This is a genomic window from Pseudomonas sp. CGJS7, from assembly GCF_036961695.1.
Window position 1 is genome coordinate 140631 of record NZ_JBAMDI010000006.1, and the last position, 24910, is coordinate 165540.

1 protein-coding gene (running past one end of the window) is annotated in these 24910 nt (G+C 69.1%); it reads right to left on the minus strand.

Translation table 11 applies throughout. The features are described from left to right. Positions 1 to 24798, minus strand: the 5' portion of a protein-coding gene (locus V7787_RS06330; RefSeq protein ID WP_336086617.1) for a non-ribosomal peptide synthase/polyketide synthase. It extends 474 nt beyond the left edge of the window; only the first 24798 of its 25272 coding nucleotides appear in the window; its start codon is at positions 24796 to 24798; its stop codon lies off the left edge, out of view. Positions 24799 to 24910 lie beyond the last annotated feature (112 nt).

The following is a 24910-nucleotide window of genomic DNA, read 5'->3' on the forward strand; positions in this document are numbered from 1 at the left end:
GATGCCGCGGTCGGGCAGGCGCCGCAGCTGTTCCTTGACCTGCTTGAGCGCCTGCTCCAACACCGCGTCGTCGCGCAGGGCCAGGGCCGGATCGAGCGCCGACAGATCCAGCTGCACCGGGAACAGACTGGTGAACCAGCCCACCGTCCGGCTCAGGTCGGCGCCTTCGAGGATGTCCTCGCGGCCATGGCCTTCCAGATCGAAGCGCACGCTGCGCAGGCGCTTGCGGTTCTGCCCGTTGCGTTCGCGCCAGCCGATCAGGGCCAAGGCGAATGCGGTCAGCAGCACGTCGTTGACGCCGCCGTGGATGCGTTCGGGCGCGCGGGTCAGCAGGATCTGGGTGGTCTTCGCATCCAGGGTCAGGCTGAGTTGCGCCTTGCTGGCGAAGGTGTCGTGGGCCGGATTGAACGCGCGCCAGCCCAAGGTCGGGTCTTCGCCCTCGAACATCGACTGCCACAGCGGCAATTCGGCCAGACGCTGCTCGGCCAACGCCGGCAGTTGCAAGGCCCAATGCCGCAGCGAGGTCGCCACCGGCTGCAACTGCGCCGGCCGACCGGCGCGCACCGCTTCCCACGCGGCTTGCAGGTCCGGCACCAGGATCCGCCAGGACACGCCGTCGACGGCTAGGTGATGGATCAGCAGCAACAGGCGCGAGTCGCTGTCGCTGTCGAGCCAGACGATCTGCAGCATGCGTCCGGCGCGCAGGTCCAGGCGCTCGCTGGCCAGCCGCGCCTGCGTTTGCAGGTGCTCGCGCAGATGCGCGGGCGAGGGGGCTTCGGCGGCGATCGCGCGTGCGTCGCAGCGGACGATCAACGCATCGGCATCGACGCTGCCGGCTGCGCCGATGGACAGTTGCCGCTCATCCGCATCCGCGTCGAGCACGCACAAGCGCAAGGCGTCGTGGTGATCGAGCAAGGCTTGCACGGCTTGCACCAAATCGGCGCGTTCCAGCTTGGGCACTTGCAACTGCATCGACTGATGGAAGCCGTCGAGCGGCCCGTGCTGGTCGAGGAACCAATGCACGATCGGCGTCGCCGGCAGCGTTCCGGTCGGCGCTTCCACGCTCAGCGCCTGGGTTTCGCGCACCGGCCGGGCGATCGCCGCCAGCGCTTCCACGCTCTGGTGCTGGAACACCTCGCGCACGCTGATCGCCAGTCCCTGGTTATGGGCGCGGCTGACCAGTTGGATCGAACTGATGCTGTCGCCGCCGAGAGCGAAGAAGCTGTCGTCCAGGCCCACTTGCGCCAGCCCCAGCACTTCTGCGAACAGCGTGCACAGGATCGCTTCTTCGGCGTTGCGCGGGCCGCGCGCACTGGTCGGCGCGAAGCTCGGCGCCGGCAGCGACTTGCGGTCGAGTTTGCCGTGAGTGGTGAGCGGCAAGGTGTCGAGCGCGACCAGCGCCGCGGGCACCATGTAGTCGGGCAAGCGCTCGGACAGGCCGGCGCGCAGCGCCGCCATGTCGTCGACGCTGGCGACCACGTAGCCGACTAGTTGTTTGTGGCCGGGTCGATCCTCGCGCACGATCACCCGCGCCTGGCTCACTCCATCGAGCGCGCGCAAGGCCGCTTCGATCTCGCCCAGTTCGATGCGGAAGCCGCGGATCTTGACCTGCTCATCGGCGCGGCCGAGGAAATCCAGGGTGCCGTCGGCGCGCCAACGGGCCAGATCGCCGGAACGGTACAGGCGCTCGCCCGCGGCGAAGGGATTGGCGACGAAGCGGGTGGCGGTGAGGCCGGCGCGGTTGAGATACCCGCGCGCCAGCCCCAGGCCGGCCACGTACAACTCGCCGCCCACACCCACCGGCACCGGCTGCAAACGTTCGTCGAGCACGTACAACTGCAGGTCGGGCGTGGCGCGGCCGATCAGGCTGCCCGCCGCTGCTGCGGCCATATCGCGATCCAGCGGCTGGAAGCTGGCGTGCACGGTGACTTCGGTGATGCCGTACATGTTGACCAAGCGCGGGGCTTGGTCGTCGTGGCGCGCATACCAGTCGTTCAAGCGGCGCAGGTCCAGCGCTTCGCCGCCGAACACCACCGTGCGCAGGCTCAGCGCTTGCCGCTGGCTATCGGCCAGTTCGGCATCGGCCTGGATCAATTGGTAGAACGCCGACGGCGTCTGGTTGAGCACGGTGACCCGTTGCTCGGCCAGCAGGCGCAGGAAGTCCGGGGTCGAGCGGGCGATGTGACGCGGCACCACCACCAGCCGGCCGCCGTAGAGCAGGGCGCCCCAGATCTCCCACACCGAGAAGTCGAAGGCGTAGGAGTGGAACAGGCTCCATACGTCGCGCTCGCTGAACTCGAACAGCGGCTGGGCGGTGTCGAACAGGGCGATCACGTTCTGATGCGAGATCAGCACGCCCTTGGGCTGCCCGGTCGAGCCGGAGGTGTAGATGACGTAGGCGCGGTGTTCCGAGGCGCTGCGCGGCGACGGGTTGGCCGCCGGCTGCGCCGCGAGCAAGGCCTGGGTCGCCGCATCGTCCAGCACGATGCTCGGCACCGCCGACGCGGGCAGCTGCGTTTGCAGATCGGCGTGGGTCAGCAACTGCACCGGCTTGGCGTCTTGCAGCATGTAGGCCAGACGTTCGGCCGGATAGTCCGGGTCCAGCGGCAGGTACGCCGCGCCGGCCTTGAGCACGGCCAGGATCGCGACCAGCGTATCGAGCGAGCGCGGCAGGGCGATGGCGACCAGGTCTTCAGGTTTCGCGCCGCGCTCGATCAACACATGCGCCAACTGGTTGGCGCGGGCGTTGAGTTGGGCGTAGCTCAGCGTCTGCGCCTCGCAGACCACGGCGATGGCGTCGGGGTACAACGCGGCCTGACGTTCGAAGCGCGCCTGCAAGGTATCCGGTGCGACCGCTTGCGGGGCCGGATTCCATTCCAGCAACAGCTGCGCGCGTTCGTCGGCTTCGAGCAGGTCGACCGTGCCGATGGTTTGCGCCGGCTGCGCGGCCATCGCTTCGAGCATACGTACGAAACGGCGGGCGATGGTTTGCGCGGTGTTCGAGTCGAACAGATCGGTGGCGTATTCCAGCTGCGCGCCCAGGCCGCTCGCGCCGCCGTCTTCGCTCTGGCGTTCCCACACATTGAGACTGAGATCGAACTTCGCGATCGGCAGCTCGTAGCTTTGCTCGCCCAGGCTCAGCCCCGGCAACCGCAGGCTGGCTTTGGCGGTGTTCTGCAGCACCAGCATCACCTGGAACAAGGGGTGATGGGAGAGCGAGCGGGTCGGGTTGAGTTCGTCGACCAGTTGCTCGAACGGCAGGTCCTGGTGCTCGTAGGCGGCCAGATCGGCCTGGCGCACGCGCGCGAGCAGCGCATCGAAGCTCGGATCGCCGCCAGTGTCGGTACGCAGCACCACCGTATTGAGGAACAGGCCGACCAAGTCGTTCAGCGCATCGTCGGTACGGCCGGCGACCGGGCTGCCGATGGCGATGTCGGTGCCCGCGCCCAGTCGGGTCAGCAGCGCCGCCAGCGCGGTGTGCAGCAGCATGAACAAGGTCGCGCCGCGCTGGCGCGCCAGCGCTTGCAGGCGCTGATGGGTGTCGGCGTCGATCTCGAAGTCGAAACGGCCGCCGCGGTAGCTGGCGATCGGCGGACGCGGGCGGTCGGACGGCAGCGCGATCTGTTCGGGCAGATCGCTGAGCGTTTCCCGCCAATAGCCGAGCTGACGCGCGGCGCGGCTGGCGGGATCGGCGATCTCGCCCAGCAGTTGCTGCTGCCACAAGGTGTAGTCGGCGTACTGCACCGGCAGCGGCGCCCACTCGGGCGCGCGGCCGTCGCGGCGTGCCGCGTAAGCCTGCGACAGATCGCGCGCCATCGGCTCCATCGAGGCGCCGTCGCCGGCGATGTGATGCAGCAACAGCAGCAATACATGGCGTTGCGGCGACAACCGGAACAACTGCGCCTGCAGCGGCAACTCATGACCCAGGTCGATCGGACGCACCGCGGCGGCGTCGAGCGCGGCCGGCAACTCGGCGTCCTCGACATCCACCACCGGCAGCTCGAGTTCGGCATGCGCCAGGATGTGCTGCATCGGCTGTTCGCCGTGCGGGAAGATCGTGCGCAGGCTCTCGTGGCGTTGCAGCAGGTCGTTCAATGCCGCACGCAGCGCATCGGTGTCGAGCTCGCCCTCCAGACGCAGCGCCAGCGGGATGTTGTAGGTCGCGCTGGGGCCTTCGAAGCGGTACAGAAACCACAGCCGTCGCTGCGGGTACGACAGCGGCAATACCTCCGGACGCGGCATCGCCTGCAACTGCGGGCGTTGCTCCTCGGACTCGGACCAACGCGCGGCGAGGGCTTCGACGGTGGGCTGTTCGAACGCGCTGCGGATCGGCAACACGATGCCGAGTTCGGCGCGAATGCGGCTGACCAGGCGAGTCGCGAGCAGCGAATGTCCGCCGAGGGCGAAGAAGTTGTCGTCGATACCGACGCCAGACTCCTCCAATCCCAGCACTTCGGCGAACAAGCGGCACAGCGCGGCTTCGCGCGGGTTGCGCGGGGCGCGCTGCGCGGCGGCGGCGAAATCCGGCGCCGGCAACGCCTGCTGATCGAGCTTGCCGTTGGGGGTGAGCGGCAAGGCGTCGATGGCGACGATGGCGGCGGGCACCATGTAGTCGGGCAGACGCTGGGCCAGCGCCGCGCGCACTGCGGCGGCGTCCACTTGCGCGGCGACCACGTAGGCGACCAGACGCGGCAGGCCCGGACGATCTTCGCGTGCGAGCACGGCATGGTGCGGATGGCCGAGTTCGGCCAGGGCCGCTTCGATTTCGCCCAGTTCGATGCGGAAGCCGCGGATCTTGACCTGATGGTCGACCCGGCCGAGGTAATCGAGCTGACCGTCGCCGCGCCAGCGCACCAGATCGCCGCTGCGGTACATGCGCTCGCCCGGCGCGAACGGGTTGGCGACGAAGCGTTCGGCGCTGAGCGCGGCGCGGCCGAGGTAGCCGCGGGCCAGGCCGGGGCCGCCGATGTACAACTCGCCGGACACGTTGGCCGGCACCGGCTGCAGGTGTTCGTCGAGCACGTACAGCCGCACTTGCGCGAGCGAGCGGCCGATCGGCGGCGCGTTGCCGGCGGTATCGTTCAAGCCGTCGCTGATGCTGACGCAGATGCTGGCCTCGGTCGGGCCGTAAGCGTTGCGCATGTTGCGGCTGCGCGACCACGCCGCCACCAGCGGCGCAGGGCAGGCTTCGCCGCCGACCACCAGGGTCCGCAACGCGGTCACCGACTCGGCGTCCAGGCTGGCCAAGGCGCTCGGCGGGATCAGCGCGTGGCTGATGTCGAAGCGATGCAGCGTCGCCGCCAGTTCGTCGCCCAGCAATACGCCGGGACGCGGCAATACCAGGGCCGCGCCGGGCGCGAACGCCATCAGCATTTCCATGGTCGCCGCGTCGAAACTCAGCGAGGCGAACTGCAGCACGCGGCTGTGCGCGGTCAGCGCGAACCGCTGGATCTGCGCCTGGGCCAGGCCCGGCAGCCCCGCGTGCGCGACCACCACGCCCTTGGGACGGCCGGTGGTGCCGGAGGTGTAGATGACATAAGCCGGGTGTTGCGGCGACAAGGCGCGGGTGCGCTGGTCGTCGCGCGGATTGTCGAACTGGCCCGCGTCGAGGTGGGTGTCGGCGTCGGCGCAGAGTTCGTCGAGCACATCGTCCAGCCACAGCACCGACGGGAAATCGGGCAGCCGTTCGGCGGCATCGCGCCGGCCGATCAGCAATGCTGGCTTGGCGTCGTCGAGCATGTAGGCCAGACGCTCGGCCGGATAGTGGGTGTCCAGCGGCAGGTAAGCGGCGCCGGCCTTGAGGATGGCCAACAGCGCGATGACCGTCGCCGGCGAACGCGGCACGGCGAGCGCGACCAGAGCTTCCGGGCCGATGCCTTGCGCGATCAGGCGATGGGCCAGCGCATTGGCGCGGCGGTTGAGCTGCGCGTAGCTCAGGCGGTCGAAACCGAGGCCGTCGAATTCGCCGAGCAAGGCCGGGGCGTCGGGCGTGAGCAGCGCGTGTCGTTCGAACAGTTGCGGGAACAGCAGTTCAGGCGGCTGCGAGGCTTCGGTTATCTCCGCAAGTGCGGGGCGGCCGGAGGTCAACTGCTTGCGTTCGTCCGCGTCCAGCACGTCGATGCTCGACAAACGGCGCTGCGGGTCCAGCGCCACCGCTTCCAGCACGCGGCGCAAACGTTCGACCAATGCGGCGATGCTGTCGGCATCGAACAGGTCGGTGGCGTACTCCAATACGCCGCGCAGACCGTCGGCGCGGCCGTCCTCGCTCCAGTGCTCGGCCAGTCCCAGATTGAGATCGAACTTGGCGACGGTCAGCTCCAGCTCGACCGGACAGTCCTGCAATCCCGGCAGATCGAGCAGCGGGCGCTCATTGTTCTGCAGCGTCAGCGCGACCTGGAACAACGGATGATGGGCCAGCGAACGGCTAGGGTTGAGCGCTTCGACCAGCCGTTCGAACGGCAAGTCCTGATGTTCGTACGCGGCCAGATCGGCGGCGCGCACGCGTTGCAGCAGTTCGGCGAAGCGCGGGTTGCCGGAGGTGTCGGTGCGCAGCACCAGGGTGTTGACGAAGAAACCGATCTGTTCGTCGAGCATCGCATCGGTGCGCCCGGCGACGGGGCCGCCGATGGCGATGTCGGTGCCGGCGCCCATCCGGGTGAGCAGGGCCGCGAACGCGGCCTGCAGCACCATGAACAAGGTCACCCCGTGGCTGCGCGCCAGCGCCGACAGGCGCTCGTGCAACTGAGCGTCGAAATCGATCGCCCAGCTCGCGCCGCGTTGGCTGGCCGCGTGCGGACGCGGCCGGTCGCTCGGCAGGCTCAGCTGTTCCGGCAGATCGGCCAGGGTCTTGCGCCAGTAGTCCAACTGGCGGGCGATGGTGCTGTCGGGCTGGTGTTCCTCGCCCAGCAACTGGCGTTGCCACAGGGCGTAATCGGCGTATTGCACCGGCAGCGGCGCGAACTGCGGCGCCTGGCCTTCGCGGCGGGCGGCGTAGGCCAGGCTGAGGTCGCGCGCCAGCGGCGCCATCGACGCGCCGTCGCCGGCGATGTGGTGCAGCACCAGCAACAGCACGTGCTGCTCCGCTCCGCGGCGGAACAAGTGCGCGCGCAACGGCAGTTCGGTTTCCAGCGCGAAGGCATGGCCCGCGGCGGCGTGCATGTCCTCACGCCAGCCGGTCTCTCCGCTGTCGCGCAGCGGGATATCGAGACTGGCTTCGGCGCGGATGCGCTGCACCGGCGTGCCGTCGACTATCTCGAACACGGTGCGCAGGCTTTCGTGACGCGCCAGCACATCGTTGAGCGCCTGGGTCAGCGCCGCGTGATCGAGCGCGCCGTCCAGGTGCACCGCCATCGGGATGTTGTAGGCGGTGCTGGCTTCGTCCAACTGTTGCAAGAACCACAGGCGCTGCTGCGCATGCGACAGCGGCAACGTAGCCGGACGCGGTTGCGGCGTCAGCGCCGGTCGCGCGGCCGCGGTTTCGTCCAGACGCTGAGCCAGCGCGGCTACCGTCGGCGCCTCGAACAGATGGCGGATCGGCATTTCCTTGCCGAACGCCGCGCGGATGCGGCTGGTCAGACGCGTGGCCAACAACGAATGGCCGCCGAGCAGGAAGAAGTTGTCGTCGATGCCGACGCGTTCGAGCTTGAGCACCTCGGCGAACAGGCGGCTGAGCAGTTCCTCCTTGGGCGTGCGCGGCGCACGCGAGCCGATGGTGGCGAAGTCGGGCTCGGGCAGGGCGCGGCGGTCGAGCTTGCCGTTCGGAGTCAGCGGCAGCGCGTGGATCGCAACGAATGCCGTCGGCACCATGAAATCGGGCAGATGGGCGAGCAGGGCGGCGCGCAACGCCGGCGCATCCACCCGCGCGGCGACCAGATAGGCCACCAATTGCGGTTGGCCGTGCCGGTCCGCGCGGGTCAGCACCGCGTTGTGGGCGAAGCCGGCGCGGACCAGGGCGGTTTCGATTTCGCCCAGCTCGACCCGGAAACCGCGGATCTTGACCTGATGATCGGCGCGGCCCAGGTAGTCGAGCGCGCCGTCGCGGCGCCAACGGGCGCGGTCGCCGCTGCGGTACATGCGTTCGCCGGGCGCGAACGGATTGGCGACGAAGCGTTCGGCGGTCAGGCCCGGACGGCGCAGATAGCCCAGGGCCAGATTGGCGCCGGCGATGTACAACTCGCCCGGCACGCCCGCCGGCACCGGCTGCAACTCGGCGTCGAGCACGTACAGGCGGGTGTTCCAGATCGGCGCGCCGATCGGTACGCCGGCCGGATCGTTCCAGCCGGCGGCGTCGCTCGCCAACGCATGCGCGCTGACCACATGGGTTTCGCTGGGGCCGTAGTGGTTGTGCAGACGCCGGTCCGGCGCCTGATCGCGCCAGGCGCGCAAGGCCGGACTCAGGTTCAAGGCCTCGCCGGCCTGGACCAGAGTGTGCAACGCCGGCAACGTCAGCGCCTGTTCCTGCGCCGCGGCGCAGACCGCATCGAGCACCAGGTTCGGCGCGTACAGCTCGTTGACCGCATGCTGCTGCAACCACGCGGCCAGCCGCGCCGGATCGCGCTGGGTCTCGCGCAGCGGAATCGCCAGGGTCTTTCCGCTGGTCAGGGTCGAGAAGATTTCCTGCGCGGAGACGTCGAAGCTCAGCGCGGTGAACTGCGCGACCACCGTTGCGGATTGGACCGGTTCGGCGACGTTGGATCCGGACAGCGCGCCGTGATGCCACGCCATCAGATTGCTCAGGGCCTGATGCGGCAGCGCCACGCCCTTGGGCTTTCCGGTCGAACCGGAGGTGTAGATCACATAGGCCGGGTGTTGCGGCCGCAGCGCGCTCAGGCGGTCGCGGTCGGTCGGATCGGTCGATGGCCATTGCTCGGCCAGTGCGGCGGTGAAATCGCGATCCAGCAACAGCGCCTCGCACTCGTGCGCGGGCAACTGCGCCGCCGTATCGCTGTGGCTGAGCAACAGCTTGGGCTGCGCGTCGGCGAGCATATGGGCCAGACGTTCGGCCGGATAATCCGGGTCCAGCGGCAGGTACGCCGCGCCGGCCTTAAGCACCGCCAGCAATGCCACCACCATGTCGACCGAACGCGGCACGGCCAGCGCGACCAGTTCGCCCGGGCCGACGCCGTGGCCGATCAAGCGATGCGCCAGGCGGTTCGCGCGCAGGTTGAGTTCGGCGTAAGTGCAGGCCTGCTGCTCGCAGCGCAGCGCGATCCGCTCGGGCGTGCGCGCGACCTGCGCTTCGAACAAGGCCGGCAGATGGCTCGGCGGCGCGTCCTGGGCGGTGGCGTTGAAGCCGAGCAACAGGTTTTCGCGCTCGGCCGCTTCGAGCAGGTCGATGCGGCCGAGCGGCAGCGTAGCGTCGGTCGCGGCGGCATCCAGCAGGCGCAGATAACGCCGCACCAGTGCCTGCGCGGTGTCGCCGTCGAACAGATCGGTGGCGTATTCCAGCACGCCGCGCAGACCGGCGGCTTCGCCGTCGGCGCCGTAGTCCTCGGTCAGGCCGAGATTGAGATCGAACTTGGCCAGGCCGGGCGAGCAATCGATCGATTCCCACGCCAGCCCCGGCAAGTCCAGCCCGGCGCGCTGGTTGTTCTCCAGCACCAGCATCACCTGGAACAGCGGATGGTGGGCGAGCGAACGGTTGGGGTTCAGCGCTTCGATCAATTGTTCGAACGGCAAGTCCTGCTGGCCGTAGGCGGCGAGATTTCCGGCGCGCACCCGCTGCAACAACTGGGCGAAGCTGGGATTGCCGGAGGTGTCGTTGCGCAGCACCAGAGTGTTGGCGAAGAAGCCGACCAGCGACTCCATCGCCGCATCGGTGCGTCCGGCGATCGGCGTGCCGATGGCGATGTCGTCGCCGGCGCCCAACCGGGTCAGCAACGCGGCCAGACCGGCCTGCAACAGCATGAACAGGCTGACCTGATGCCGCTGCGCGAGCTTCAGCAAGCGTGCGTGCAGATCGGCGTCGACCTGCACGCGCAGACGTTCGCCGCGATAACTCGCCTGCGCCGGACGCGGGCGGTCGCCGATGGCCGGCAGGCATTCGGGCAGCGCGGCCAGCGCATCGCGCCAATAGGCCAACTGCGCGCTGTACACGGCGCTGGGCTGGTTTTGGTCGCCGAGCAGCTCGCGCTGCCACAAGGTGTAGTCGGCGTACTGCACCGGCAGCGGCGCCCACTCCGGCGCACGGCCGTCGCGACGCGCCGCATAGGCCAGACTCAGTTCGCGGCCCAGCGGCGCCAGCGAGCCGGCGTCGGCGGCGATGTGGTGCAGCAACAGCAGCAGCACGTGTTCTTGTTCGGCGCCCGGGGCGGCGTTCAAGCGGAACAGGCGCGCCTTCAACGGGATCTGGTTGGCCAGATCGAAGGCTGCGCGCGCCGCTTGGTCGAGCGTGGCTTGCAGCGCTGCCGGCGCGACGTCTTCGACCGGCAGAGCCCAGGCGATCTCATCGCTGGCGAGGATCTGCTGCCACGGCTCGCCGTCGTGTTCGGCGAACAATGTGCGCAGGCTCTCGTGCCGCGCGAGCACGTCGTGCAGCGCCGAGCGCAGCGCCTCGGCATCCAGCTCGCCGCGCAAGCGCAACGGCAGCGGAATATTGTAGATGCCGCCTTGTTGTTCCAGTTGCTGGATGAACCACATCCGCCGCTGCGCATACGACAGCGGCATGCGTTCGGGCCGCGGCATCGGCCGCAGCATCCGCCGCAGCGCCTGCCGGCCCAGCCGCGGCGACAGCTCGGCCACGCTGGGGCATTCGAACAGGGCGCGGATCGTCGCCTGCGCCCCAAGACTGGCGCGGATGCGGCCGATCAGTTGCGTGGCCAGCAGCGAATGTCCGCCGAGGGCGAAGAAGTTGTCGTCGATACCGACGCGCTCCACTCCCAGCACTTCGGCGAACAGCGCGCACAGCAGGGCTTCCTGTGCGTTGCGCGGGCCGCGGCCTTCGCCGACGGCGAAGTCGGGCGCCGGCAGCGCTTTGCGGTCGAGCTTGCCGTTGGGCGTCAGCGGCAGGGCGTCGAGGGCCACCACCGCCGTGGGCAGCATGTAGTCGGGCAGACGCGCGGCCAGCTGTTGCCGCAGCGTGCTCGCATCGACCGCCTCGCTGGTGGCGACGTAGGCGACCAGACGCTTGTGGCCCGGCTGGTCCTCGCGCAGCAGCACGGCGTTACGCGGATAACCCGCTTGCGCCAGCACCGCTTCGATTTCGCCCAGTTCGATGCGGAAGCCGCGCAGTTTGACTTGGTTGTCGACCCGGCCCAGGCAATCCACGCGGCCGTCGGCGCGGTAGCGCGCCAGATCGCCGGTGCGGTACATGCGCGCACCGGGTTCGAACGGATTGGCGACGAAGCGCTCGGCGGTGAGCGCGGCGCGTTGGTGATAGCCGCGCGCCAGACCGTCGCCGGCGATGTACAGCTCGCCGGCCACGCCGGCCGGCACCGGCTGCAGATGCGCGTCCAGGATATAGACGCGGGTGTTGTCGAGCGGCCGGCCGATGCCGATGTCGGCGTCGGGTTCGACCCGGTCGAGCAGCGACCACACCGTGGTCTCGGTCGGGCCGTACATGTTCCACAGCGCGCCGGCGTCGGCGCTCAGATACGCGGCCAGATCCGGCGGCAGCGCTTCGCCACCGCACAGCAGACGCATCGACGCTTGCGGGCGCCAGCCGTGGCTGCGCAGCATCTGCCAAGTGGCGGGCGTGGCCTGGATCAGCTCGGGCGCGAGCCGGTCGATGTGCGCGGCGAGCAACTGCGCGTCGCCGGCGGTGTCGCGGTCGAGCAGGTGCACGCAGCCGCCTTGCCACAGCGGCAGGTACAGCTCCAGTCCGGCGATGTCGAACGAGATCGGGGTCAGCGCGAGCAGACGCTCGCCCGCGCTCATGCCCGGGCTGCGCGCCATCGAGCGCAGGAAATTGGCCAGCGCGTGCTGCTCGATGGTCACGCCCTTGGGCCGGCCGGTGGAGCCGGAGGTGTAGATCGTGTACGCGGCGGATCGGCGATCAAGCGGCGCGAATGTCGGTACAGCGCCGGGGTTGTGCGAAGGCGCGCGCTCTATCGCCGCCTGGGTCTGCGGCTGATCGAGCAACAAAACCGCGTCGCCGCGTTGTTCGATGTCGGCGATAGCAGTGACAGACGAGGCGTTGGCGATCAATGCCGCCGGCTGAGCGTCGTCGAGCATGTAGGCGATGCGCTCGGCCGGGTAATCCGGATCCACCGGCACGTACGCGGCGCCGCTCTTGAGCACTGCGAGCAGGGCGATCAGCAGCTCGGCCGAACGCGGCAACGCGATCGCCACCCGGTCGCCGCGGCCGATGCCGCGTTCGATCAATACATGCGCCAGCCGGTTGGCGGCGGCGTTGAGTTCGGCGTAATCGAGTTCGCCGTGCGCGTGGACCAGGGCGGTCGCCTGCGGCGTGGCCGCGGCTTGGCGTTCGAAGCGTTGCGGCAACAGCTCGGCGGCGTCGACCTCGGGGCCGGCGCTCCAGTCGCTGAGCAATTGGCTGCGCTCAAGCTCGGTCAGTATCGGCAGCTCAGCCAGACGCAGGCCCGGATCGGCCGCGACCGCTTCCAGCAGGCGTTGCATGCGTTGCGCCAGCCGTTCGACGCTGCCTGCGTCGAACAGATCGCTGGCGTATTCCACCCGGCCGAGCAGGCCGGCGGCGCGGCCGTCGGCGTGGCGGTGTTCGGTCCAGTCGAAGCTGAGATCGAACTTGGCGTTTTCCAGCAGCAGCGGCTGCACGCGCACATCCAGTTCGGCCCAGGCCGGCAGCTCGGCCGCTTGCGTCTGCAAGGCCAGCAGCACCTGGAACAAGGGATGGTGCGAGAGCGAGCGCGCCGGTTTGATCGCGTCGACCAGTTGCTCGAACGGCAAATCCTGGTGTTCGTACGCGGCCAGATCGGTGGCGCGCACGCGCGCCAGCAAGGTCTCGAAGCTGGGGTTGCCCGAAGTGTCGGTGCGCAGCACCAGGGTGTTGAGGAACAGGCCGATCAGCCCGTCCAGCCCTTCCTCGCCGCGGCCGACGATGGGGCTGCCGAGGACGATGTCCTCGCCGGCGCCGACCCGGCTCAGCAACGCCGCCACCGCGGCCTGCAACAGCATGAACAAGCTGGCCTGATGGGCGCCGGCACGGTCCAGCAAGCGCTGGTGCAAGTCGGCCGGCAGGGTGAAGCAGACGCTGCCGCCGTGGTAGCTCACCACCGCCGGACGCGGGCGGTCGGTGGGCAGGCTCATCTGTTCCGGCAGATCGGCCAGCTGACGCTTCCAGTAGTCGAGCTGGTGCGCGCTGCGGCTGTGCGGGTCCTGCACGTCGCCGAGCAATCGGCGTTGCCACAGGCTGTAGTCGGCGTATTGCAGCGGCAGCGGCGTCCAGGCCGGCGCCTGGCCGGTACGGCGTGCGGCGTAAGCCTGGGCGATGTCGTTCACCAACGGCTGCATCGACACCGCGTCGGCGGCGATGTGATGCAGCAACAACAGCAGCACCTGCTCGTCGTCGCCGAGTTCGAACAGCTCCGCGCGCAAGGGCAATTCGCGGCTCAGATCGAAGGCGTGATCGGCGGCACGCTGCAGGTCGTCGCGCAGGCGCGCCTCATCGCTGGCGCGCACCGACAGCGGCACTTCGGCCTGTTCGGGCGCCAGAATCTGCTGCAGCGGTTGTTCGCTGTCGGGGAAGATCGTGCGCAGGCTTTCGTGGCGCGTGGTCAGATCGGCGAATGCGGCGCGCAGCGCGGCGATGTCCAGTTCGCCGCGCAGGCGCAGCGCGACGGTGACGTTGTAGGTGGAACTGGCGCCTTCGAGCTTGTGCAGGAACCACAAGCGCTGCTGCGCGTACGACAACGGCAGCGTCGCCGACCGCGGTTGCGGCCGCAGCGGCGGACGCGGGGCGCTGTTTGGGTCCAGGCGCGGCGCCAGCAGCGCCACCGTCGGCGCTTCGAACAAGCTGCGGATCGGCAGTTCCAGTCCCAGCCGCGAGCGCAGCATGCCGATCAGGCGGATCGCCGACAGCGAATGGCCGCCGAGTTCGAAGAAGTCGTCGTCGATGCCGACCTGCTCGCGGCCCAGCAACTGCGCGAACAGTTCGCACAGCAGTTCTTCGCGCGGATTGCGCGGCGGGCGCAGGCTGGATACCGCTTGGCCCGGCGGTGGCAGTGCGTTGCGGTCGAGCTTGCCGTTGGGGGTCAGCGGCAGCGCCGGCAGCGCGACGAAGGCGCTGGGGACCATGTAGTCGGGCAACTGGCTTTCCAGCGCCACGCGCAGCGCGGCGGTATCGGGCTGGGCGTCGTTGGCGACGACCAGATAGGCGACCAGTTGCTTGTCGCCGGGCACGTCCTCGCGCGCGACCACGGCGTTGCGCGGATAACCGGCGCGGGCGAGGGCGGATTCGATTTCCCCCAGTTCGATGCGGAAGCCGCGGATCTTGACCTGCTGGTCGATGCGGCCGAGGTAATCCAGGCGGCCGTCGTCGCGCCAGCGCGCCAAGTCGCCGGAGCGGTACATGCGCGTACCCGGGTCGAACGGATTGGCGACGAAGCGCTCGGCGGTCAGGCCGGGACGCTGCAAATAGCCGCGCGCCAGGCCTTCGCCGGCGATGTACAGCTCGCCGGCGACACCGGCCGGCAGCGGGCGCAATGCCGCGTCGAGCACGTACAGCTGGGTATTCCAGATCGGGCGGCCGATCGAGACCGCGTCCACGCCGGTCATGTCTTCGATGATGTCTTCGGTGCTGCAACCCACCGTCGCTTCGGTAGGGCCGAACTCGTTGACGATGCGCACCTGCGGATAGCGCTGCTGCCAGAACGCCAGATCGGCCGGCACCAAGGCTTCGCCGCCGAGGATCAGCACCTGTCCCGGCGCCGAAGCGGCGGACGCTTCCAGCATCGGATTGAGCGCCTTGAGGTGCGCGGGCGTCAGCTTGAGCAGGTTGTAGCCAACCGGCTGCGCGGGCGAACCCAGGCTCTGCAACTCGCTGCCGGCGGGTAGCAGAACCAACGGTTCGCCCGCCAGCAGCGCGCCGAACAACAAGGTGACGCTGCCGTCGAAGGTGCTCGACAGCGTGGTCGGCGAACCGTGGCCGTCGTTGGCGCGCGTACGGCCGCCGCCGTCGGCATCCAGGCCGTAATAGTGCTCGCGGACGAAAGCGAAATAGTTGTCGACACTGCGATGGGCGACCAGCACGCCCTTCGGCCGTCCGGTCGAACCCGAGGTGTAGATCACGTAGGCCGGATGCGCCAGTTGCAGTGGGCAACGACGTTCGGCATCGCCGGGATCGTGCGCGGGCGCCTGGGCCAGACGCTGATCCAGCTCGGCCAGATCCAGACGCGGCGCTTGCGCAGGCAGGGTAGCCAGCGCACCGCGGGTGATCACCCGCACCGGCTTGGCGTCGTCGAGCATGAAGGCCAGGCGGTCGGCGGGGTAGTCGACGTCCAGCGGCAGATACGCGGCGCCGGCCTTGAGCACGGCCAGCAAGGCCACGATCAGATCCAGCGAACGCGGCAGCGCGACACCGACGATGCTTTCCGGGCCGGCGCCCTCGGCGATCAGCACATGCGCGAGCCGATTGGCGCGCTGGTTGAGTTCGGCGAAGCTGAGCCGTTGTTCCTGGAAGATCGCGGCGACGGCATCGGGCGTGCGTTCGACCTGACGCTCGAACAGCGCCGGCAGGGTCGAACACGGCAGCTCGCGTTCGGTGGCGTTCCAGGCGCTGAGCTGCTCGCGCGCATCGGCGTCGAGCAGGTCCAACCGCCCCACGCGCTCGCCCAGATCGCCGGCGACGGCTTGCAGGATGCGCTCGAAGCAGCGCTCGATCCGCTCGATCTGCGCATCGTCGAACAGATCGGGGCGATAGCTGATGCGCAAGTGCAGGCAATCGGCCGGCACCAGCAGCAGCCCCAGCGGATAGTGCGACATGTCGCCGCCGCGGCCGCCTTCGGCCAGACGCACGCGCAGCGAGTCTTCGTCGCGGTTGTCGAGGAAGCGACGGTCCTGGGCGTCGAACTGGTAGTTCTCGAACACCAGCAGGGTGTCGAACAATTCCTGATGGCCCAGTTCGCGCAGCAACTCGGTCAAGCCCAGGTGATGCGCGCCGAGCAGCTGCGACTGCTCCTGCTGCAGACCGTCGAGCAGTTCGCCCAGCGACTGGGCGTTGTCCACGCGCAGCCGCAGCGGCAGGGTGTTGATGAACAAGCCGACCATGCGTTCCATGCCGGCCAGTTCCGGCGGCCGGCCGGAGACGGTGATGCCGAAGCAGACGTCCTGGCGGCCGGTGGCTTGCGCCAACAGCAACGCCCACGCGCCTTGCAGCAGGGTGTTCATGGTCAGGCCGCGGCGGCGCGCCTGCGCCTCCAGCGCCGCGGTGAGTTCGCGCGAGAAATCCTTGCGGCGGGTGCGCGGCATCACCGGCTGCTTGGTCGCCTGCGGCGCCAGCAGGCAGGGTTGATCCAGGCCGTCCAGCGCCCGGCGCCAGGCGCTCAGCGCGGCCGGCCGGTCTTGCGCGGCGATCCAGCGTAGATAGTCGCCATACGGCGCGACCGGCGGCAACGAGGCCGCGTCGCCGCGCGAGTGATACAGATTGAACAATTCCTGCAGCAACACCGGCACCGACCAACCGTCGAGCAGGATGTGGTGATGGGTGAAGGCCAGACGGTGCTCGCGCTCGCTCAAGCGCACCAGGCTGAAGCGCAGCAGTTGCGCTTGCGCCGGATCGACCGGCCGTTCCAGGTCGGCGTGGAGGAAGTCTTGCAGCGCCTGCTCGCGTTCGTCGTCGGGCAGGGCGCTCAGATCGCAGTGCTGCCAGCACAATGCGGGCTGGCGCGGCAGCAGTTGCACCGGCGCTTGCGCATCGGGCTGGACGAAGGCGGCATCGAGGTGCGGATGCCGCGATAGCACTTCGCGTGCGGCCCGCTCCAGGGCCTGCGCATCCAGCGGACCGTCGAGCGCGAACACCATCTGCACCAGATAGGCGTCGGCGGCTTCCTTGTCGTACAGCGCGTGGAACAACAAGCCTTGTTGCAACGGCGCCAGCGGCAGGATATCGGCCAGCGGCCGCGCCTGTTCCAGTTGCGCGATGGTGTCCTGATCCAGCGTCAGCAACGCCAGGTCCGAGGGAATCAGACCGGCCGCGTCGTCGCGCGTGGAGTGCGCGATCAGCGCCTGCAGGCAGTCGAACCAGCCCTGCGCCAACGCGCGGATGTCCTCGGCGTCGAACAGTTCGCCGGCATACGACCACGCCGCGATCAGCTCCGCGCCGTCGTGCCCGCCGTCGTAGACGATGCTGTTGAGGGTGATAGCGTGGCTGAGCGGGCGGCGCGGATCGCCGCCGCCGCCGTACTGGCCCTGATCGCCGTCGGCGCCGGCATTGAATCGGCCCAGATAGTTGAACGCTAACTGCGCCGCGGGCGCGGCGCCGAGTTCGGCGTCGCCGGCGAGGTGACGCAGCAGGCCGTAACCCAGGCCATGGTCGGGAATCGCGCGCAGTTGTTGCTTGACCCGCCGCAGCGCCCGGCCCAGGTCGGCGTCGCCGTTGAGCGCCTGATCGAGATCGATAGAACCCGGATCCAGCGCGACCGGATACAGACTGGTGAACCAACCGACCGTGCGCGACAGATCGACATCGTCGAACACGTCTTCGCGGCCGTGGCCTTCGACTTCGAAACGTACCGCCAGCCCGGCCTGCGCATCGCGCTGCCGGCGCCACGCCGCCACCGCGAGCGCGAATGCGGTCAGCAGCACGTCGTTGACGTTGGCGCGGAACGCGGCCGGCACTTCGCCGAGCAGGCGAGTCACGCTGTCGCCGCCGAGCCGCAGGCGCAGTTCGCGCTGAGTGGCGACGGTGTCGCGGGTCGGATCGAGCGCGCGCGTCCCGAGCACGGGATCGGGCGTCGCCGCCATGCCGCGCCACAATGCCAGTTCGCTGTGCCGCCGCGCCGCGCCAGCGTCTTGCTGCAATAGTTCGGCCCAACGGCGCAGCGAGGTGCCGGTGGGATCCAGCGTCACCGGCTGGCCCTGCATCGCCGAGCGCCAGCCCTGTTCGAGATCGGGCAGCAGAATCCGCCAGGACACGCCGTCGACGGCGAGGTGGTGGACGATCAGGCACAAGCGGCCCGGCCGATCCGCGTTGGGTTCGCCCCAGATCGCCTGGACCAGATCGCCACGATCGGGGTTCAGCCGCGCCAGCGCGTCGCTCGCGGCTTGTTCGAAGCGGCGCCGGTCGTCGTCCGCATCGATGCCGCCGAGCGGTACGCGGGTCAGGCACGCGGCGGCGGCGACCGCGCCGACCGGACGGATCGATGCGTAGTGCTGGCCGTCGCGCGAGCCAAGACGCAGACGCAGCGCGTCGTGGCGGTCGAGCAACGCTTGCAAAGCCGCGAGCATCGCCGGCTCGGTCATCCCGGCCGGTACGTTGAGCGTCTGCGACTGATGCAGACCCGTCAGCGGACCGCCTTGTTCAACGAAGCCGCGCATGATCGGCAGCAACGGCAGGTCGCCGACCGCCTGATCGGCGACTTGCGCCGGCGCCGTTGCCGGCGTCGCCAGTTCTCGGGCGATAACCTCCGCCGCCAGCGCTTCGATTCTGGGGTGTTTGAAGATGTCGCGCGGCGCAAGCGCCACACCGCGCTTGCGCGCACCGCTGACCAGCCGGATCGCGCTGATGCTGTCGCCGCCGAGTTCGAAGAAGCTGTCGTCGATGCCGACCTCGGCCAGATCCAGCACTTCGGCGAACAGTCGGCACAGCAGCGTTTCGGTCGCATTGCGCGCCGCGCGCTTGCTGCCGCCGTGGAGGTCCGGCGCCGGCAAGGCCTTGCGGTCGAGCTTGCCGTTGCCGGTCAGCGGCAATACCGGCACCGCCACGAATGCGGCCGGCAGCATGTAGCTGGGCAGGCAGGCGGCCAAGCGTTTGTGCAGGTCGGCGCCGTCGATCGCTTCGGCGACCAAGTAGGCGACCAGTTGCTTCTGCCCCGCGTGGTCCTCGCGCACGATCACCGCGTTGCCGGAGTAGCCGAGCTGGGCCAGCGCCGTCTCGATCTCGCCGAGTTCGATACGGTAGCCGCGGATCTTCACTTGCTGATCGATGCGGCCCAGGTACTCAAGCTCGCCATCGGCGCGCCAACGCGCCAGATCGCCGGAGCGGTACATGCGCTGGCCCGGCGCGAACGGATTGGCGACGAAGCGTTCGGCGCTCAAACCCGGGCGATGCAGATAGCCGCGCGCCAGACCGTCGCCGGCGATATACAACTCGCCGGCGGCGCCGGTGACCTGAGGGCGCAGGTTGGCGTCGAGTACATAGAGCTGGGTGTTCCAGATCGGACGGCCGATGGCGACGCCGCCGGCCGAATCCGCTTGCGTTCCGGCCTGATACACACAGCAACCGACGGTCGCTTCGGTAGGGCCGTATTCGTTGATCAGCCTGACTTGCGGGTGGTGCTGTTGCCAGTACGCCAGATCGGCGTGCATCAGCGCTTCGCCGCCGAGCAACAGGGCCCGCGCCGGTGCCGGCGCCTGCGCGCCCGCGCTTTCCTGGGTGGCGTTGAGCAGCTTCAGATGCGCCGGGGTCAGCTTGAGCAACTCGTAGCCGCCCGGCGGCAATGCCGAGGTGAGCTTGGAGAAATCGCCGTCGAGCGAGGCCAGGGTCAACGGCTGCCCCGCCAGCAGCGGGCCGAACAACACCGTGACGCTGCCGTCGAACGCCGCCGACAGCGTGGTCGCCGAACCGTTGCCGGCGCCGTTGAAGTAAGCGTGATCGCTCCAGGCGAAGTAATGCGCCGCCGAGCGGTGCGAGACCATCACGCCCTTGGGCTTGCCGGTCGAGCCCGAGGTGTAGATCACATAGGCCGGATGCAGCAGATTCAGCGGACGCAAGCGATCGCCATCGCCGGGATTGTCGTCGCGGCTGCGCGCGAGCCGCGCTTGCAGATCGTCCGAATCGAGCGCGCACAACGGCGCGTCGGCGGGGAATAGCGGGGCGAACTCGCCGTGGGTGAGCACCCGCACCGGACGCGCATCGTCGAGCACCACCGCCAAACGTTCCGGCGGATTGCCCAGATCCAGCGGCAGATACGCGGCGCCGGTCTTGACCACGGCGAGCAGGGCGACGATCAGATCGAACGAAGGCGGCAGGGCGACCGCGACCACGGTCTCCGGGCCCGCGCCGTCGGCGATCAGCGCATGCGCCAGCCGGTTGGCGCGCTGGTTGAGTTGCGCGAAGTCGAGCTGTTGTCCGTCGCAGATCGCCGCCACCGCCGACGGCGTGCGCGCGACCTGCGCCTCGAACAGCGCCGGCACGGTCGCGGCCTGGATCGGTTGTTCGGTGGCGTTCCACTCTTGCAGCAGCCGATGCCGTTCCGCGGAATCCATCAGCTCGATCGCGCCGATGCGCTGGCTCGGGTCGGCGACCACCGCCCGCAACATCCGCTCCAGACGCAGGGCGAACGACTGCGCCGTCGCCGGGTCGAACAGGTCGGTGGCGTATTCGACGAAACCGCGCAGCCCGGCCGGGCTGCCGTCGGCGTGTTCGTGTTCGGCCAGTTCGAAGCTGAGATCGAACTTGGCCGTCGGCAGGTCGAACAACTGCTCGCTGCTGCGCAACCCCGGCAGTTGCAGGCCGTGGCCCGCGGCTTTTTGCAGCACCAGCATCACCTGGTACAGCGGATGGTGCGACAGCGAACGCTCCGGGCTGAGCGCGTCGACCAGTTGTTCGAACGGCAGCGTCTGGTGTTCGTAGGCGGCCAGATCGGTCTCGCGCACGCGCGCCAGCAAGGCATCGAAGCGCGGATCGCCCGAGGTATCGGCGCGCAACACCAGCGCGTTGAGGAACAGGCCGATCAGACCGTCCAGCGCCGGATCGGCGCGGCCAGCGACCGAACTGCCGATCGGGATGTCGGTACCGGCGCCCAGGCGGGTCAGCAACGCGGCGAGCGCGGCGTGCAGGACCATGAACAAGGTGCAGTCGTGCTGCTGCGCCAGCGCCAGCAGACGGCCGTGCAGCTCGGCGTCGAGGTTCCACAGCAGATGCTGACCGCGGTAACTGATCTCCGACGGGCGCGGGCGATCGTAGGGCAGGCTCAGTTGCTCGGGCAGATCGGCCAGCGCTTGTCGCCAGTAGCTCAGTTCGCGGCCGTGCACGCTGAGCGGGTCGTTCGGGTCGCCGAGCGCCGCGTGTTGCCATTGGCTGTAGTCGGCGTATTGCAGCGGCAGCGGCTGCCAGTCGGGCGCCCGCTGTTCCAGCCGCGCGGCGTAGGCGCTGGCCAGCTCAGCGGTCAGCGGCCGCAGCGACGCGCCGTCGCCGGCGATGTGATGCAGCAACAGCAGCAGTACATGGCGTTCGGCGTCGATGCGGAACACGCTGGCGCGCAGCGGCAACTCGTTGGACAGATCGAACGGGCGCATCACCGCGGCGTCGAGCGCGGCTTGCAAACCGGCTTCGTCGGTATCGACGACCGTAAGCTCCAGTTCGGCCTGGGCGAGCACGTGCTGATACGCATGCTCGGCCGCGGGGAACACGGTACGCAGGCTTTCGTGGCGCTGGACCACGTCGTTCAACGCCGCCTGCAAGGCGGACACCTGCAAGGGGCCGTCGAGCCGCGCGGTCAAGGGAATGTGGTAAGTCGCGCTCGGCCCTTGCAGCTGATGCATGAACCACAGCGTGCGTTGGGCATGCGACAGCGGCGGCCGCTCGGGCCGCGGCAAGGCCTGCAGCGGCGGGCGTTCGCCGTGGATCGCGCGCAGTCGCGGGGCCAGCGCGGCCGGCGTGCGCGCCTGGAACACTTCGCGGATCGACACTTCGGCGTGCAGGCGCGTGCGGATCGCCGCGATCAAACGCAGCGCCAGCAGCGAATGCCCGCCGAGTTCGAAGAAGTTGTCGTCGACGCCGACTTCCGCCAGGCCCAGGGTTTCGGCGAACAAGGCCGCCAGCGCGGCCTCTTCCGGCGTGCTCGGCGCGCGACGCGAAGTCGAGGCGAAGCTCGGCGCGGGCAGCGCCTTGCGGTCGAGCTTGCCGTTGGCGTTCAGCGGCAGCGCGTCCAGGGCCACGAACGCGGCCGGCACCATGTAGTCGGGCAGGCGCTGGCCCAGTTGCGCGCGCAGTTGCGCGGAATCGAGCGCGGAGGCGACCAGATAGGCGACCAACTGCGGCTGGCCGCCGCCGTCCTCGCGCGCCACCACCACGTTCTGCGCATGTCCGAGCAGCACCAGCGCGGCTTCGATCTCGCCCAGCTCGATGCGCAGACCGCGGATCTTCACCTGGTGATCGGTGCGGCCGAGATATTCCAGCTGCCCGTCGGCGCGCCAGCGCGCCAGATCGCCGGTGCGGTACATGCGCTGGCCCGAAGCGAACGGGTTGGCGATGAAACGCTCCGAAGTCAGCCCCGCGCGACGCAGATAACCGCGCGCCAGTCCGATGCCGGCCAGGTACAACTCGCCCGGCACGCCTTGCGGCACCGGCCGCAGCGCCGCGTCGAGCACGTAGGTCTGGGTGTTCCAGATCGGCGCGCCGATCGGCACCGCGCTGCCGGCGGTCTCGTCCTGGCAGGTCCAGGCGGTGACGTCGATGGCCGCTTCGGTCGGGCCGTACAGATTGTGCAGCGGCCGGTCCAGGGTCAGGCGCAAGCGTTCGCGCAGCGCGCCGGACAAGGCTTCGCCGCTGCAGACGATGCGGCGCAGGCTGGCGCAACCGGCGCTGGCCGGCTCGTGCAGGAAGGCTTCCAGCATCGACGGCACGAAGTGCAGGGTGGTGACAGCGTGTTGCTGGATCAGCGCCGCCAGATAGGCCGGATCGCGGTGGCCGCCGGGGCGCGCGAGCAGCAGACGCGCGCCATACAGCAACGGCCAGAAGAATTCCCACACCGAGACGTCGAAGCTGAAGGGCGTCTTCTGCAGTACGACATCGTCGTCCCGCAGCGCGTAGGCGTGCTGCATCCAGGCCAGGCGATTGACCAGGGCCTGGTGAGTATTCGGCGCGCCCTTGGGTTTGCCGGTGGAGCCGGAGGTGTAGATCACGTAAGCCGGATGCAACGCCGCCAGCTTGCCGCGCCACTGTCCGTCGCCAGCGTCGTCGGATCGGTCGTCGAGCAGGCAGGCCTGCAAGGCCGCATCGTCGAGCTCCCAGCGCGGCACCGCCGTCTGCGGCAGTTCGATGTCGCTGCGGGTGATCAGCCGCACCGGCTGCGCGTCGTCGAGCATGAAGGCCAGACGCTCGGCCGGGTAATCGGTGTCCAGCGGCAAGTACGCGGCGCCGGCCTTGAGCACGGCGAGCAAGGCGACGACCAGGTCCAGCGAGCGCGGCAATGCGATGGCGACGACGCTTTCCGGCCCGGCGCCGTGCGCGATCAAGCGCCGGGCCAGGCGATTGGCGCGCGCGTTAAGCTCGGCGTAGCTCAGCTGCCCGTCTTCGCAGACCACGGCGACGGCTTGCGGAGTGCGCGCGGCTTGCTGTTCGAACAGCTCCGGCACGGTCGCATCGGGGAAGGCGTGCGCGGTGCCGTTCCATTCGTGCAGCAGTTGCCGGCGGTCGTCGGCGTCGAGCAGATCGATCTCGGCCAGCGGCCGGCTCGGCTCGGCCAGCGCCCGTTCGACGAACAACAGCAGGCGTTGGGCGTGCCGGGCGAGTTCGCGCTCGTCGTAAAGCTCGCGATTGGCGTCGATGTTCAGCACGCAGGTGGCCTGGCCGGGTTGCCCCTGCAAGGTCACCGAGAAGTCATGGACCAATCCGTTGGACAGCGAATACAGCGTCGCCTGACAGCCGTCGAGCAGATACTCGTAATCGAACGGCATGATGTTGATGCGCGGACCGAACGCGCTGGCCGCGGCCGCGCGCATGTGCTGGATGTCCTTGCCGCGGAAGTACTGGTGCTTGAGCACGCGCAGGATTTCGCGGCTGCTGCGCTTGGCCAGTCCGGCCAGGGACTCGCCCGGCAGCACGCCCAGACGTAGCGGCAACACGTTGGCGGTCGTGCCGGGCACATGGCGCAGCGGCTTGGAACGCGCGGCCACCGGGAAATCGAAGGTATCGACGGTGCCGCCGCTGATCCGGTACAGATACGCCGCGACCGCCGCGGTCATCAACTGCGGCCACTTGCTTTCGCCGGTTTCCGCCGCGGCCAGCACGGCGGCGAGGGCCGGCGATATCGGCAGGGCGCAGCGGTGGAAATCGCTGTCGCGGCTCAACGGCCGGCCGTTGAGCGCGGTGGTTTCCGACAAGCTGTGGGCGTAGTCGCGCCAGAATTCCTGATCGCGCTGGTAGCGCACGGATTCGCGGTAGTCGCGGTCGTCGTCGAGCAGCGCGACGATCTTGCCCAGGCCGCTGGCGGGGATGTCGGTGCCCGTGCGCAGCGCGGTGTAGATCTGCGCCACCCGCATCACGTCCAGCGATGAGCCGGCGCCGTCCAGCACGATATGGTGATAGCGCTTGTACCAGAGGTAGCGCTGTTCGCCGAGCTTGAACAGGCGGTAGTCGAACAGCCGCGAGGAACGCAGGTCGATGGCGCGCCGCATGTCCTCGCGCATCGCCGACAGCGCCGACTCGAACGGGTTGTCCTGCGCGGACACGTCGACGAACTCGAACGGCAGAACCGGGGCCTCGGCGAGGTACTGCAAGGGGCCATCGGGTCCGTCGCAGAAACGCAGATGCAGCGCGTCGGTTTCCTCGACGAAACGGCGCAAGGCCTGCTCGAACGCGGCCACGTCCAGCGCGCCGTCGATGTCCAGGTAACCGCAGCTGTGATAAAGCCAGTTGGCCGGATCCAACTCCTGAGCGAACCACATTTCCAGCTGCGGAGTCGAAAGCGGGCGGAAAAGGTGTTTCGTTTCTTTGTTCATGATGGCATCCGGTGGAAGCGAGGCACGGCGGCGCGGCGCCGGCGGTGCCTGGCAAGCTTCGAACACAGCCGTCCGTGGGCCGCGCGGCCCACAGCGGGCCGGCAGCCTGTTT